The 15,617-nt window shown below is 39.7% G+C and carries 15 protein-coding genes; 11 read left to right on the forward strand and 4 right to left on the reverse strand.

What is annotated here, in order from left to right; genetic code table 11:
- The 4 genes from BM015_RS17660 to BM015_RS17675 all read left to right on the forward strand — a co-directional run bounded on the left by BM015_RS17660 (position 1) and on the right by BM015_RS17675 (position 3,072).
- Positions 1 to 837, forward strand: coding sequence for a hypothetical protein (locus tag BM015_RS17660; RefSeq protein WP_143075914.1), 837 nt, complete (start codon positions 1 to 3; stop codon positions 835 to 837).
- A 115-nt stretch (positions 838 to 952) separates the two neighbouring features.
- Entirely contained in the window at positions 953 to 1,327 is a 375-nt protein-coding gene (gene folB, locus BM015_RS17665) for a dihydroneopterin aldolase (protein WP_090661823.1), read from the forward strand.
- An 8-nt stretch (positions 1,328 to 1,335) separates the two neighbouring features.
- Positions 1,336 to 2,103 carry a tetratricopeptide repeat protein gene (locus tag BM015_RS17670; protein ID WP_090661826.1) on the forward strand — a complete coding sequence of 256 codons (768 nt, stop codon included), beginning with the start codon at positions 1,336 to 1,338 and terminating at the stop codon, positions 2,101 to 2,103.
- A gap of 75 nt (positions 2,104 to 2,178) precedes the next feature.
- On the forward strand, positions 2,179 to 3,072 hold the full coding sequence (locus BM015_RS17675; RefSeq protein WP_090661830.1) for a 3-hydroxyacyl-CoA dehydrogenase family protein: 894 nt from the start codon (positions 2,179 to 2,181) through the stop codon (positions 3,070 to 3,072).
- 76 nt (positions 3,073 to 3,148) lie between these two features.
- On the opposite strand, the gene BM015_RS17680 is transcribed toward BM015_RS17675, so the two are convergent.
- The 3 genes from BM015_RS17680 to BM015_RS17690 form a co-directional block, all read right to left on the reverse strand.
- Positions 3,149 to 3,622, reverse strand: a complete 474-nt coding sequence (locus BM015_RS17680; protein WP_090661833.1) for a ferritin-like domain-containing protein — start codon at positions 3,620 to 3,622, stop codon at positions 3,149 to 3,151.
- 113 nt (positions 3,623 to 3,735) lie between these two features.
- The gene (locus BM015_RS17685) at positions 3,736 to 5,223 is read right to left on the reverse strand and encodes a malate:quinone oxidoreductase (RefSeq protein ID WP_090661836.1); all 1,488 of its coding nucleotides are present in this window, start codon (positions 5,221 to 5,223) and stop codon (positions 3,736 to 3,738) included.
- Between the two features lie 124 nt (positions 5,224 to 5,347).
- Positions 5,348 to 5,917: a DUF6580 family putative transport protein gene (locus BM015_RS17690; RefSeq protein WP_090661839.1), complete on the reverse strand. Its 570-nt coding sequence runs from the start codon at positions 5,915 to 5,917 to the stop codon at positions 5,348 to 5,350.
- A gap of 206 nt (positions 5,918 to 6,123) precedes the next feature.
- On the opposite strand from BM015_RS17690, the gene BM015_RS17695 reads away from it, so the two are divergent.
- The 7 genes from BM015_RS17695 (at position 6,124) to BM015_RS17725 (ending at position 12,035) form a co-directional block, all read left to right on the forward strand.
- Complete coding sequence (locus BM015_RS17695; protein ID WP_090661841.1) at positions 6,124 to 6,450, forward strand: ArsR/SmtB family transcription factor; 327 nt, start codon at positions 6,124 to 6,126, stop codon at positions 6,448 to 6,450.
- Positions 6,451 to 6,456: 6 nt separating this feature from the next.
- Positions 6,457 to 6,930, forward strand: coding sequence for an SRPBCC family protein (locus tag BM015_RS17700; protein WP_090661844.1), 474 nt, complete (start codon positions 6,457 to 6,459; stop codon positions 6,928 to 6,930).
- On the forward strand, positions 6,927 to 7,325 hold the full coding sequence (locus tag BM015_RS17705) for a DoxX family protein (RefSeq protein WP_090661847.1): 399 nt from the start codon (positions 6,927 to 6,929) through the stop codon (positions 7,323 to 7,325). The genes BM015_RS17700 and BM015_RS17705 overlap by 4 nt, the downstream gene beginning before the upstream one ends.
- A 4-nt stretch (positions 7,326 to 7,329) precedes the next feature.
- The gene (locus BM015_RS17710; protein ID WP_218148536.1) at positions 7,330 to 7,890 is read left to right on the forward strand and encodes a DUF4256 domain-containing protein; all 561 of its coding nucleotides are present in this window, start codon (positions 7,330 to 7,332) and stop codon (positions 7,888 to 7,890) included.
- 35 nt (positions 7,891 to 7,925) lie between these two features.
- Positions 7,926 to 8,522: a YdeI/OmpD-associated family protein gene (locus BM015_RS17715; protein ID WP_245751475.1), complete on the forward strand. Its 597-nt coding sequence runs from the start codon at positions 7,926 to 7,928 to the stop codon at positions 8,520 to 8,522.
- 163 nt (positions 8,523 to 8,685) lie between these two features.
- On the forward strand, positions 8,686 to 10,962 hold the full coding sequence (gene katG, locus BM015_RS17720; RefSeq protein WP_090661852.1) for a catalase/peroxidase HPI: 2,277 nt from the start codon (positions 8,686 to 8,688) through the stop codon (positions 10,960 to 10,962).
- Positions 10,963 to 11,198: 236 nt separating this feature from the next.
- A complete protein-coding gene (locus tag BM015_RS17725) occupies positions 11,199 to 12,035 on the forward strand; it encodes an XAC2610-related protein (protein WP_090661855.1) in 837 nt (278 codons plus the stop codon).
- 369 nt (positions 12,036 to 12,404) lie between these two features.
- Here BM015_RS17725 and BM015_RS17730 read toward each other — a convergent pair whose 3' ends face one another.
- The gene (locus BM015_RS17730; protein WP_090662043.1) at positions 12,405 to 15,452 is read right to left on the reverse strand and encodes a PVC-type heme-binding CxxCH protein; all 3,048 of its coding nucleotides are present in this window, start codon (positions 15,450 to 15,452) and stop codon (positions 12,405 to 12,407) included.
- Positions 15,453 to 15,617 lie beyond the last annotated feature (165 nt).

Genomic DNA, 15,617 nt, shown 5'->3' on the forward strand with positions numbered 1-15,617 from the left:
ATGAAAAATATTTTATTCTTTATAGCAGTATTTTGTTATGGCGCTGTATATGCACAGGAAAGCTATGATTCTGTTTATATGAAAAACGGCGACATAAACGTGGGAAAGGTTGCAGCTATTAATGATAGTGCCATCAGCTTTACCTATAAAGGAGAAACACTTGAATATAATTTCAAAAAAGCTGATATGAGTAGAATTATTTTTGCAAGCGGGCGTGTGCAAAATTTTGAAAGCCTTAAGCCAATAACCAATACGATCGCTACTACCAATACAAAAACAAGCGAAACTAATGTGGATCATCGGAATAAAGTGGCCATACTGCCCTTTGGCTTTTTAAGCCTTAACCAGCAAAACAGTATTGAGTGGGGATATAAGGCGCAGGAAGAATGTTATACTTATTTAAACAAGTCCACAACCTTTAGTTTGCAAGACCCTTCTAATACTAATGCCTTGCTTGGGACTGCAGGAATTTCGTTTGAAAACATAAGAAATTTTACTAACCAGCAGCTATGCAATTTGTTAGGCGTGGAATATATAATACGGGGCACCGTTACTACAAACGCAGTAAGCCTTACTTCATCGGGCAGTGCATCATATAATGAGAAAACAAAAAACGGAAGTGATAAAAAAGGGAACAATTCAAAAACTTCTGGCAATGTTTACAGCTCCACATCAACACAGCAAAACTATAAAACTTCTGTGCTGATGGAAATTTACAAAGATACCGGCGACAAGATTTTTGGCCGCGACCGTGATTCTTTCTGGAGCACATTAGATGCATATAAAAGCACTATTCAATATTTATTAAAGAAATCCCCATTATATAATGGCAAGTAGTTGTTTATTCGAAGTGTTTTTTTGGATTGATTTTCATAATTATTATGCCCAGCTACACAAAAAAATGATTAGCGATTTATTTTTGTTGCTGTTACGTTGAAATATAGATTTGTTTATGCTTAAAATTGAATTGAGTAAAATGCAGTTTCATGGTTACCATGGCGTGCATGAAGAAGAAAGTAAAGCCGGCGGTAATTTTGAAGTAAACCTTATTGTATATTTTGAACCGGTTGCAATGCCGGTTCGTCATTTGACTGAAACAATAGATTACACCCAATTATACACCCTGGTAAAGCAACGCATGGAAAAGCCCACCCGCCTGCTTGAAACTATTGCTACAGAAATTGCAAATGAAATTTTTAAGACATTTTTAAGTGTGCAGGAACTGGAAGTTAGCATTAGAAAATTAAATCCGCCTATCCCGTTTTTCAATGGCAGCGTTGTTGCAGCCTATACGGCAAAGCGTAATGATCTTAAACAAAATCCGTAGTTTTTATTATGAATTTTAAATTGAAAAGATTACCTGTTTTTATTATTTGCTTCTTTTTATCGTTGCAGGTTTTTGCGCAGGATAATGCAGCATTGCTTCGTGAAGCCAAACAACTTGAATTAAAATTTGATGAAGTCGGCGCTTTAAAAAAATATGAACAACTTGCCGCAGCAGACGCATCAAATATAAATGCATTGGTAAAATGCGCTGAACTCAATTGCAGCATAGGCAACCGGGAAAAAGATATAAATTCCAAAACAAATTATTTTAAGCAGGCATTAGTTTATGCGCAGCAGGCTTACGAAAAAGATTCCACCAGTTCAGATGCATGTTATGCAATGGCTTTGGTAAATTATAAGGTAAATGCGCTTGATCCTGACAATAAACAATTAATTGAAAATATAAAGCAGGTAAAAATTTACAGCGATAAATCACTATTAGCTAATTCCAACAATGCCAAAGCAAATTATTTATTGGGCATGTGGCATTTTGAACTGATACATTCAGGATGGTTAAAAAAGAAAGGCGTGAAAGACTTCTATAATAAAATCCCGGATACGCAAATAGATTCTGCCGTTTATTATATGGAAAAAGCCCGGAGTATAGAACCATATTTTGCGCAGGATTATCTTGATCTTGCCAAAGTGTATATATACGACCATCAGCCGGCAAAAGCGCTGGAAGTTTTAAATAAACTTGTAAAGCTGCCCAGCCGCACTTATGATGATGCTGCATATAAAGAAGAAGGAAAACAATTGCTTGAAAAAATGCGGTAAGCAGTTGAATGGTTGACTGGCTGAGAAGTTAAACCAGTCAATTAACATTGCAGTTTATTAACTAATACAAATGCTATGATAAAAAAAGTTTCTGTGGTAGGCGCCGGCACAATGGGTAATGGCATTGCGCATGTTTTTGCACAAAATAATTTTATTGTAAACCTTATTGATATAAGCCCCGAAAAGCTTGAATCAGCACTGCGAAATATTTCCAAAAATCTCGACAGGCAAATTGCAAAGGATATAATCACAGAGGAAGTAAAGAAAAATTCGCTCACTAATATTTCAACATTTACATCAATAAAAAATGGCATTGCAGGTGCAGACATTGTTGTGGAAGCTGTAACAGAAAACCCGGAACTTAAATTGAAAATCTTTAAAGAGATAGATGAACATGCGCCGGCAGCGGCTATATTGGCTACCAATACTTCTTCTATATCTATAACAAAAATTGCATCTGTAACAAAACGCCCGGAAAAAGTTATAGGTATGCATTTTATGAACCCGGTGCCCGTAATGAAACTGGTTGAAATAATCAATGGCTTTCTTACTGAGCCTGCCGTTACGCAAATGGTAACTGAACTTTCCAAACAGTTAGGCAAAGTTCCCTGCGTGGTAAGCGATTATCCCGGTTTCATAGCCAATAAAATTTTAATGCCTATGATCAATGAAGCTATCAGCAGTTTATATGAAGGCATTGCTGGCGTTGAAGAAATTGATACAATTATGAAGCTTGGAATGGCGCATCCTATGGGCCCGTTGCAACTGGCAGATTTTATTGGTCTTGATGTTTGCCTGTCTATACTAAAAGTTTTGTTCGAAGGTTTTGGAAATCCAAAATATGCACCCTGCCCGTTACTGATAAACATGGTAACTGCCGGCAAGCTTGGTGTAAAAACCGGAGAAGGCTTTTATGTTTATAAGCCCGGCGACAAAAATCTGATTGTAAGCAAACAATTTGCAAAATGAATTTGAATTCATTGCATAAATAAAAAGCCGGATATCGCTATCCGGCTGAGGTTTAGTTGTACGAAACCATTTATAATTAAGCTTCTTTATGCGCCATTCTTTCCTGGTCGCGCCATGCTTTTACTGTATCATGGGATTTTTTTAAATCATCTTTTTGTTTTGTAATCAATGTGAAAATATACGCAGGCAAGCCTTCTGTTTCGAGTGCAGATTTATACGCTTTTTGTGCAGCATCTTCCCCAAATTCACAATTGTTCAAAATAGTTTGCCTGTCCTTACCGGTAAACATGGCTTTCACATCCATCCATGCCCGGTAAATTTTACCGCTTGCAGTTGTACCATCTTCCATTTCCGCACCAAGCACTTCTACTTCTGTACCAAGGGCATTCCTCAGGTTACGGCTTTGGTCTATATAACCAAGAAAAGCATTTTTCAGATCATTATCTTCAGCCTTTAATTCTTTTATCGCTTTTTCATAGCCATCTATGCGGTCATTATTAATTTGTATAAGGTCATTGAGCACTTCAGCCACCATTTTATTGTTTTCCATAAATAATGTTTTTATATACTAAAAGAAATTTCGTGCCATTAATTAAAACATTTTTATTGTTAACAATTAATCTATATAATACAACAATGTTTGCCGCATCGATTTTAAAATCATCAAAGTTCTAATCCTAATACTCCGGTAGTATTTTTTCTCACCCGGGCAAGTAATGCGCTGTCATTTTTTAAAGATTTGCCGTAAGAAGGAATCATTTCCTTCAGCTTTTGCTGCCAGCTATCCTGCTTTAATTTTTCAGGAAAGCAACGCGCTAGTAAATCAAGCATAATAGAAACGGCTGTTGACGCACCCGGCGAAGCGCCCAGCAATGCGGCAATACTTCTATCAGCAGCACTTACTACTTCCGTTCCAAATTCCAGTATGCCACCTTCTTTTTCATCTTTCTTAATTACCTGCACGCGATAGCCGGCCACCACCAGTTCCCATTCGTTAAGCTTTGCATCAGGATAATATTCTTTCAGCGCTTCCAGCCTGTCTTCTGGCGATTGCATCACCTGTTCAATTAAATATTTTGTGAGCGGAATATTATGCAGCCCGGCAATAACCATTGGCTTTATATTATCTGTTTTAACCGATTTAAAAAGATCGAATGCAGAACCATGCCGCAGGAATTTTGTGGTGAAACCTGCAAAAGGGCCAAACAATAATTCCTGTTTGCCTTTTATCCAGCGGGTATCAAGATGCGGAACTGACATTGGTGGTGAACCCACTTTTGCAAGGCCATATACTTTTGCATGATGCTGCTGAATAACTGCTTCATCAGTGCAACGCAGCCATTGGCCACTCACAGGAAAACCGCCATAACCCTCAGCTTCGGGAATACCGGATTTTAATAATAATGGCAATGAGCCACCGCCTGCGCCTATAAAAACAAAGCGTGCAACAATAAAACTGTTATCGCTCGTTTCTTCATCTTTTACTTTTACATGCCAATAGTCATCATGCTTTTCAATATCTTCCACTTCCCGGCCATAATGCACCTGCACATCATCAAACTTTAATAAACGGTTAAACATACAGCGTGTAAGCGCGCCAAAATTCACATCTGTACCAAGGTTCATTTTTGTGGCAGCAACTGCTTCATTATTCGTATCCCTGTCTCTCATTACCAACGGAACCCACTTGGCAATTTCAGCATCATCTTCTGAAAATTGCATGCCTTCAAACAAACTGTTTTGCTGCAAAGCCATGTAACGCTTTCTTAAATAATTAACGTTGTTATCGCCCCATACAAAACTTACATGAGGAATAGAGCGTATAAAATCCTGCGGCTTTTCCACAATGTTATTTGTTACGAGGTATGACCAGAATTGTTTACTTGTTTCGAAAGACTCTGCTATTTTAACGGCTTTGGAAATATCAATTGAACCATCGGCTTTTTCAGGCGTATAGTTCAATTCGCAAAATGCCGAATGGCCTGTGCCTGCGTTATTCCACGCATCAGAACTTTCAGCAGCAGCGCTGTTAAGACGTTCAACAATTTTTATACGAAGTGAATTGTCTAATAGCTTCAGCAGCATGCCGAGGGTAGCGCTCATAATGCCTGCGCCTATCAATAATACATCTGTTTTTGAAACCTTTTGCATACACTCAATTTATAATTATAATCCTGAACCTGATTTCTGCAAACCATGCACCATGTTCTCTCTGCGGTACAAAAAAAGCCCTGCACATAAGGCAAGGCTTTAAAATATTACAACACACAAACAATTAATGTGCAAGGCTTAATTTTCCATATTTAATGCGGTTATAAACTGCAATAAATACCGGCAGAAATATAAAAGTTGATATTAAGCTGTTGCGATAAAACGGCAAGCCAAAAGCATAAGATTGCCAAAGGCCGCTAATACCCTGGTTATAGCCCATGATATTAGCCTGCGTTTTCCAAACAATAAAATTAGAAAGCAGGAAGAAAATTGTGGGACCGGCAATTGCTGAAGCCACAACGCCTGCGGTTTTATAATTTCTGAACGCTATACCTATAAATGCAAGGGCGATAAATAAAATATAATTCATTATCTGCCCGCTGTAAAAACCGGCGAAAGGAAAAACGTTTAAAGCATACAATGCCTGTAACAAAACATCGCTGAGGAAGAGCGTTAGCAAAGGCAAAAGAAACACAAGCTTCTTATCGCGTATAGTTAAGCCTGCAAATAACGAAATGGCAATTACAGCCGTAAAACCGCTTAGGTTTATTTGTGGTGCGCAAATAAATTTTACAAGTGTTGCCACAACCACCAAAACAATAAAAAATAACAGGGTTTGCTTTGATAACTTCATACGAGAAAATATTTGAAACGCAAAAATACGTAAATCAATTAAGGTACAAAATAAGAGGGTTTGTACAAATGTGTAATCTCAGCTTCGTTTATGCTATTGTAGCCTTCAAAACAGTTTCATCCAATTACGTCTTGTATAAAAGATTTTAAAAAAAAATTTGCGTAGTTAAATAACTACATATAAATTTGTAGTCAAATAGCTACACAATGAATTTAAGGCGCGATGTATTCCAGGCCATTGCCGACCCTACAAGAAGGGCCATACTTCTTTTGCTGGCCACTTCACAAACAATGACAGCCGGGGCAATAGCTTCCAACTTTGACACGGCCAGGCCAACAGTATCAAAACATTTGCAAATACTCACCGAATGCGAACTGCTTGCGCAGCAGCAAACCGGCAGGGAAATTTATTATTACATCAATGCAAAAAAAATGAAAGAAGTAGATGACTTTATCGAACCGTTCCGCCAGATGTGGGACGACAGGTTTAATAAACTGGAAACAATTATGAAGAAATACAAAACCAAAAAATAATATTTTATGGAACGAAAAACAAAGGTTAATGCTGAAAACGGCAAACAGGAAATTATAATAACAAGGGAATTTGATTTGCCCGTGGAATTGCTTTTTAAAGCGTATGAAGATCCTCAAATTGTTGAACAATGGATGGGCACAAAAGTGCTAAAGCTGGAAAACAGGCAGCACGGCAGTTACCAGTTTGAAACATCACACGAAGGCAAGGTTGTGTTTAGGGCAAATGGGTCTATACATGAATTTGTTCCCAACCAAAAAATTACGAGAACATTTAAAATGGAAAACACACCATTCCCCGTTCAGCTTGAATACCTGGAATTTGAAAAACTCACAGATGATACAAGCAAGCTTACTATGCAAATATTGTTCAAGTCGGAGGGATTCAAAAACCAACTGCTTCAAATGCCTTTTGCGCAAGGCATTAATATGGCGCATAACCGCCTTCAGGAAATTGTAAACAAATTAAAATCCACATTATGAGTAAAAGAAACAAAATCATTTATTGGATCGCTACAATCTGGCTCGCATTAGGTATGGTTTCAACGGGCTTAGTACAGTTATCCAAAACAAAAGAAGGCCCGGGCGCTGCAGATAGCATGGCGCATTTAGGATATCCTGCTTATCTTCTCATATTATTGGGCGTATGGAAAATACTGGGCGTTATAGCAGTGCTTATTCCGAAATTTCCGTTATTAAAAGAGTGGGCTTATGCCGGTTTTTTCTTCATAATGTCAGGCGCTTTATTTTCGCATATAGCAACGGATAAATCTGCGAGTGAAATATTTCCCGCGCTGTTATTGCTCGCACTTACTATCATCTCCTGGTACTTCAGGCCTGCGGACAGGAAAATAAATTTTGCTAACCATGAAAATTAATAACATGAATAAAAATAAATTGTCGCCTGCTCAACGCGAAGAGTTTTTAAGCATATTGAAAAACCGTTTTGAAAAAAATATGCACCGCCACAAAGGGCTTGAGTGGAATAAAGTCCAGGCCAAACTCGAGGCGAATCCTGGAAAATTATGGTCGCTCAGTGAAATGGAAGACACCGGTGGCGAGCCTGATGTTGTTGAACTTGATAAAAACACTGGCGAATATATTTTCTATGATTGTTCTGCAGAAAGCCCTAAAGGCCGCAGAAGCCTTTGTTACGATCACGAAGCGCTTGAATCGAGGAAAGAGCATAAGCCAAAAAACAGTGCAATGCAAATGTCAACTGAAATGGGCATACAATTATTGACTGAAGACGAATACAGGCAACTGCAAAAAACAGGAAAGTACGATACAAAAACCTCAAGCTGGATAATTACCCCTGCTGAAATAAGAGAGCTTGGCGGCGCCCTTTTTTGCGACCTCCGATACAACCATGTTTTCACTTATCATAATGGCGCAGAATCTTATTATGCGGCAAGAGGTTTTCGTGGTTCGTTAAGAATTTAATTATTGATTATAAAACATGCATAAAATAACTGATTATGCCGGATGAAAGCATGAATCCAAAAGTTGATTTCTTTTTTGACAAAGCCTCAAAATGGCAGAAAGAATATGAGCAATTAAGGTCAATCATTCTTGATTGCGGCCTCTCCGAAGAACTGAAATGGGGTAACCCCTGTTATATGTTTGAGGAAAGAAATATCGTTCTAATACATGGGTTTAAAGAATATTGTGCGCTTCTTTTTTTTAAGGGCGCCCTGCTGAATGATGCGGATAACATCCTTATCCAGCAAACAAAAAATGTGCAGTCGGCACGCCAGGTACGGTTTATAAATATTAAGGAGATAATAAAACTAAAGCCTGTTTTAAAGGCATATATCTATGAAGCCATTGAAATAGAAAAAGCAGGCCTGAAAGTGAAGCTCAAAAAAACTGCGGAATTTCCTGTTCCTGAAGAATTTCAAATTAAATTAGATAAATCACCCGCTTTAAAAAAGGCTTTTGAGGCATTAACGCCCGGGCGGCAAAGGGCTTATATTTTTCATTTTTCCCAACCTAAACAATCTAAAACACGTGCGGCAAGAGTTGAAAAATACATACAGCAAATACTAAAGGGAAAAGGCTTGAATGATGTATAATTTAAGCTGCTTTTTTAATAAAAGTAACCCCACATTACAGGCGCCGATATGATAGCTTTAATCTATCAAATTATAAAATTAATTGATTATGCTTATTGACTGAATGTTATAAGTTTGTCACCCGAAGCATTCTATAAACTTCATTTAATTAAAACGCATAAAAATGGGAGACAATTCTAACGACATCAGTAAATGCCCTTTTCATAATGGCAATATGAAACATAATGTTGGCGGTGGTGGCACCAAAAGCCGCGACTGGTGGCCGAACAAGCTTAACCTGAATATATTACGCCAGCATTCCCCTTTATCAAATCCGCTGGATAAAGATTTTAACTATGCCGAAGCATTTAAAAGCCTCGACCTGGAAGCGGTAAAAAAAGACCTGCATGCACTTATGACCGATTCTCAGGATTGGTGGCCTGCAGACTTTGGCCATTACGGCGGTTTATTTATACGCATGGCATGGCACAGCGCCGGTACTTACCGTATACACGATGGCCGTGGCGGTGCGGGACAGGGACAACAACGCTTTGCGCCGTTAAATAGCTGGCCTGATAATGTGAGCCTTGATAAGGCACGCAGGCTGCTCTGGCCTGTCAAACAAAAATATGGCAACAAAATATCCTGGGCCGACTTGCTGATACTTACCGGCAATGTGGCGCTGGAATCTATGGGTTTTAAAACTTTTGGTTTTGCCGGTGGCCGAGAAGATGCCTGGGAAGCCGCAGAAGAAGTTTATTGGGGCGCTGAAACCACATGGCTTGGCAATGACGACCGCTATGGGCGCGGCTCGGAAGGCGTGGTTGAAAGCCATGGTGTTGTTCCCACAGATGAAGACCCCGGCCGTAAAATTCATTCACCTAACCTGGAAGAACCGCTTGCTGCCGCTCACATGGGTTTAATTTATGTGAACCCTGAAGGCCCGGATGGTAATCCTGACCCGATAGCAGCCGCCGTTGATATAAAAGAAACTTTCAGGCGCATGGCAATGGATGATGAAGAAACAGTTGCCCTTATTGCCGGCGGGCACAGCTTTGGTAAAACCCATGGCGCAGCACCTGCAACACACCTCGGCAAAGAACCTGAAGCTGCAGGCATGGAGATGCAGGGGCTTGGCTGGAACAACAGTTATGGCTCCGGTAACGGGCCTGATACTATTACCAGCGGGCTTGAAGTTACCTGGTCTAAAACGCCTACACAATGGAGCAACAGCTATTTTGAAAACCTTTTTGGGTACGAATACGAGCTTACAAAGAGCCCGGCAGGTGCACACCAATGGGTGGCCAAAGATGCACCCGATATTATCCCGGATGCTTTTGACGCCTCTAAAAAGCATAAGCCAACCATGCTTACAACAGATTTGTCTTTAAAGCTTGATCCCGCTTATGAAAAAATATCAAGGCGCTTTTTGGAAAACCCTGACGCCTTTGCAGATGCGTTTGCCCGTGCATGGTTTAAATTAACGCATCGCGATATGGGCCCACGCTCCCGTTATCTTGGCCCTGATGCGCCGGAGGAAATACTGATATGGCAGGACCCAATCCCGGAAGTTGACCATGTATTGATAGATGATAATGATATTGCGGCCTTAAAAGCAAAAGTGCTTGCGGCAGGTTTAAGTGTGGCCGAACTCGTTTCCACAGCATGGGCTTCCGCTTCTTCTTTCCGTGGATCAGATAAGCGTGGCGGCGCTAATGGCGCCCGCATCCGCCTGGCCCCGCAAAAAGACTGGATTGTGAATAATCCCGTACAGTTGAAAAAAGTATTGGATATACTGGGAGGCATTCAGCAGGAATTCAATGCTGCGCAAACTGGCGGTAAAAAAGTTTCATTGGCCGACCTGATTGTACTGGCTGGTGCTGCCGCTATTGAAAAGGCCGCAAAAGATGCCGGCCATGATACAACTGTTCCTTTCATTCCCGGCCGCATGGATGCTTCGCAGGAACAAACTGATGCAGAATCATTCAGCTACCTGGAGCCACTCGGTGATGGCTTTCGTAATTATCGCAAAACCACCATTCCTGTACCGACAGAAGAATTATTGATAGATAAGGCGCAATTGCTCAATCTTACCGTGCCTGAATTAACAGCATTGGTGGGTGGCATGCGTGTGCTGGATACCAATTACGACAATTCCAAACATGGTGTTTTTACGCAAACGCCGGGCAGGCTTACCAACGATTTCTTTGTAAACCTGCTTGACATGAATACTGCATGGAAAGCCACAGATGACAGCAGGGAATTATATCTTGGCAGCGACCGTGCTACCGGCCAGCCTAAATGGACTGCCACACGAGCCGATCTTGTATTTGGCTCCAATGCAGAACTGCGTGCCGTTGCAGAAGTGTATGGCAGCATTGACGGCAGGGAAAAATTTGTACAGGATTTTGTAGCCGCATGGAATAAAGTAATGAATGCAGACAGGTTTGATTTAGCATAAAATCAAAAGCCCTGATATTTAAAGGTTGCCCGGATAAAGGGCAGCCTTTTTTTTGTTGATACAGTTACGCCTAAAAAAATTAATTGTGACAAAGTGGTGCATTTATTAAATAACAGTTCGATTACCCGCATAGCAAACAAAAAGATTAATTGGAAAGCATTGATTTGTGATTGATTTTTTGAGATTTTATATTATTCGGTAATATTGATTTTGGCCAAAAGTATAATACCCCGCTAATGCAAAAGACCTTTTTAATTCTTACGGTTCTATCTCTGCTTAACTGTAATAACATAGTTAAACAAAAACTGAATTACACAACAGATACTTTAAAAACATATTCTATAAAAGATGAACAAAAGAAGGATCTTAATGATAGCCTGGGATTGTCTAAGATTTTGGATAGTGCTTTAAAGTATGCCTGGCAATTTAGAAGCAAAGAGTTCTTTAAGCATGATTTTGAAGCATATCCTGATGATACATCATTTGTTGTAACAGTACAAATAATATACGGGCATCTTTTTTCACAAGGTGAAAAACATTTATTAATAAGGCAAGAAGTTCCGTGGGCAACTTATTGCAACGTTTATCTTTTGCAGGATGAGCAATTCAAAGCAGTTGTTAAAAGGGAACAGGGAGGAATGACTTATATTGATGATACAGCCCAAGATGTAAATGGTGACGGTTACAAAGACTTTGTAGTTCATTGGTATCCATCATCAGGTTGTTGTTTGGCAGAAATGTATAATGTTTATTTATACCAATCACAAGAAGGAGATTTTACTCATGACTATCAATTTATAAACCCAACATTTTTTCCCAAGGAGAAAATTATCCGAGGTTTAGAATATGGCCATCCCGGCGAGGCCGGGCTTTACAAATACAAATGGAATGGATTACAAATTGATACAATTGAATTTATATATCCATGTTACAACAAAAAAAATAAGTTCGTAAAAATGACACATCAAGAATACAGGCCAACAGGAAGCGAGGGTGTTATTCTTAATAAATTACCAAAAGAGTATGCAGAGATTGATAGTAATTCATTGAGACGGTTCTTTGATAGATATTAAGATTGTCGTAATCAGTTGGTATGTTCTATAGTTCTATATCTGTTGCAATGTTTAATTTCCAGCACTAAAAAATTTTTATCAGTTCGTGTAATTCGGCAACATTTGTTGCGGCTAATTTCCTTTTCCTGCACAACAAATTAAGAACGCAGATAAGCATCCATGAAACTCATTTTTTAAATTTTAATAAAACAAAAAGGCGGTGCCATTTGCCGATAGCGGCACAATCTTAACTTGTGGGATTGCTTTGATATACAGTTTGCTTACGCTTAAAGAAAATAACGAAACAGCAAGCCTATAATATATATGAATAAGCAATCGAAGGCTTTTTGGCGAACCCTTTGATGTCAATGAAATTGACTCTTCAAAAACTTACTTCTTCTTCAAGCTTTCAAGATATTCCAGGAGATTTGCCAAATCTTCATTGCTCATATTTTGATATAAACCTTCAGGCATTAAAGATGTTTTCATTTCTTTTCTGGAGGCTACTTCATTCATCTTTATCTGCTGCGTGGTGCCGCCGGGAAATTTAACCTCCATTGCTGTTTCTGTTTTACTTGCAATAATGCCGCTCATAGCAGAACCATCTTTCATTTTTATTTCCCACCCTTCATAGCCAAAACTAATTCCGTCAGAAGGATGAACAATGGCATCGAGCAAACCATCTTTTGCATACTTGGAACCAATCTCCGTAAGCTTCGGGCCAAAATCTTTTCCTTCGTTTCCGGCCACATGGCATACAGAACATGTGCTCATAAAGATAGCTTTGCCTTTTACCGCATCACCTTTTATGGCAGCAAGCTCATTCATTGTCGGGGCTTTCTTTAAAGCGGTTGCCGCGTGATCAGGCAAATAACTCTCCGCTTCACTTTTTACTGAACCACGCCATGCGCCGCTAACACTTGCCACAACATCCGGAACCAATTCAGCAGGAACTTTTTTTGCTTTTAAAATTTCCAATACCCTGTCTTCACCGCCCCAGCTTTTGCCAATTTTACCTGCGGCATCTTTGCGGATATTCATTGAATATCCAGGAGACAACGCAACTTTTTGAATGATGTCAATTGATTCTTTGCTGCCCACGCCACTCAATGCTGACAGTAATGCCTTTGTTTGCAATGTATCTTTTCCGCTTAATACTTTCTGCACAAGTGCATTACCTTTTAATGTTAATAATAACCTTGCGGCATCTCTTCCCAAACCCGCGTTTGCACTGTCAATCGCAAGCTGCAAAAGATTATTGTTTTCAGTTTTTACTTCATACTGTTTCACAAATTCTATGTATTCAGGTGTTCTTTGCACAGACTGAATTACATCCACTAATGCTTTTTGTGCAACATCAGAATGCTGTACCGTTTTTACATCAAGCGCATGCAACACAAGTTTATTTAATGAGATATCATTCGATGTATTATCTGCAATCATCTTTACGAGATAAGAAGATTTTGCAGGGCCGGTATTGAAATCAAATGCGCGGAAATATCTTAAGCGGTTTTGAACAGGAACATTTTTATCTGAAGCGAGTTGGGCAAGATAAGGAACGGCTTCATCTGTCCTTGCACGCCAAACAATATCTTTTGATGCTGCAGATTGCAACGGGTTTTTTACCTGGTTAAGATAAGCTTTAAAAAAAGCATTCCATTGTTTATCGGCGCCAATGCCTAAAGCTTCAAGATACCACCGGTCTTTCCCATCGTGCTGCATGGCAAGTGTTGCCCATAATTCCGGAGCTTCGGCAGATTTGTTATGATGCAAAGCAATAGCGCATTCCCTTCGCACCTGTGCATCGTTATCATTCACCAACTGCTTTACAACATTTATTACATCAGCATTTAATTCTCTTGATGCCCTTAAACCCGTAATGCGCAAATCAGGATTATTATTTTTTATTGCCTGTTGAATATATGGCTGTGCATTTGCATTTTTCATTTTTACTAAAACCCAAAATGCCCTTGCACGCATGCGTGGATTTGCATTTTCATCATTCCATAATTTTTCCAATGCAGGCACTGCTTCGGCGCCCATTGATTGCAGTGTGATGAATGCATGATGGCGGACGGCAAGGTTTGGATTTTGCAATGCTGCAACAGCACCTTCGGGCGTAGAATAATTTTCTGTGGGAATAGTATAATTTGAATTGGCCGGTGCTACACGATAAATCCTTCCGCGTGTTTGGTCTCCGGCCTGGTGGCCGCCTACACCTGGGTCGTACCAGTCTGCAACAATTAACGAACCATCAGGCGCCACACAAATATCTGCAGGACGGAACCATTTATCTTTTTCACCTTCAAGTATATTAATAATTTTCGCTGAATAGCCTGCACCGTTTTTTGTGATGGAGTAAGAACGTACAATATTTGTACCTGCATCACAATGTATCAACTGGCCCTGAAATTCTTTTGGTAATAATGAGCCTTCATAAACAACAATACCGGTTGGCGAGCCTGCGCCCGTTTGCAATAAATTAGGCACTTCACCCGGATCGTTCAAATGCCAGTGGCGAAAGGGAATTGAATCTTCCATGTTCGTCCTGCTTGCCTGCCAGCCTGCACCGGTCATTTCATCTGTGTAACCATAATTACCATAGTCCATAACATAGTTAATGCGAACGCCACGGTTGCCATCATCATCATTATCACTTTGCCAGAGTGTGCCATAACTATCTGCAGCCACTTCGTATGGGTTGCGAAAATTCTGCCCTAAACATTCCACATGCGAGCCATCGGGATTGCAGCGAAATACCATTCCCTGTTTATATTTTTTTGAATCGATAGGATCGCCGTCCTGGTCGAGAACAGGCTTGCCGTTCTTATCTTTTAATTGTTTGCCTTCATTGCCAAAATTGAAGTATAATTTCCCATCCGGGCCAAAGGTGAATGTATGCATGCCATGATCATGTTGTTCGCCGCCAATACCAGAAAACATTATCTCTTTCCTGTCGGCCTTATCATCACCATCGTCATCGTAAAATGCCCACACATAAGGGCTTTGAGATATTAAAACCTGTTTGCCTAACACACATATACCAAGCGGCGCATTTAGTTCCGGCCCCTGGTAAAAAACCTTGGCAGTATCAGCCTTGCCATCGCCGTTGGTATCTTCTAAAATCATTATCCTGTCACCTGCCGCATTTGTTGGATTACCATTAATGGTAGGGCGATAATTGTATGCTTCCGTTACCCAAACGCGTCCCCGTTCATCCACATCAATATTGGTGGGATTTTTTAACATGGGCTCTGTTGCAAAAGTGTGCACTGCAAGGCCATCGAATGCTTCCAGTCCTTTCAATGCATTTTCTGCAAGATGCTGCTGTGCTTCAGTAAGTGTGTCGGCTTTTGTTTCAGAAGTTTTATTTGTGTTGTTTTTGCAGGAGATCAAAAAAAATATGGCCAGGCAGATAAATGGAAGTGAACGGTTCATTGTGCAAACAAGTTTAACTAATGATGATAAAGTATTTTTATTACTCTTTAAGAAGCAAGCTTTATAAACTTTGAAAAACGCAAAATAAAATATGCATCGCAAAATTTCCAGAATATTTATAAAATGGATGGTTGCCTTAATAAAATAATTCAAAAAAGTAAATAA

Source organism: Parafilimonas terrae (genome assembly GCF_900115755.1).
GTDB classification, from domain to species: Bacteria; Bacteroidota; Bacteroidia; order Chitinophagales; family Chitinophagaceae; genus Parafilimonas; species Parafilimonas terrae.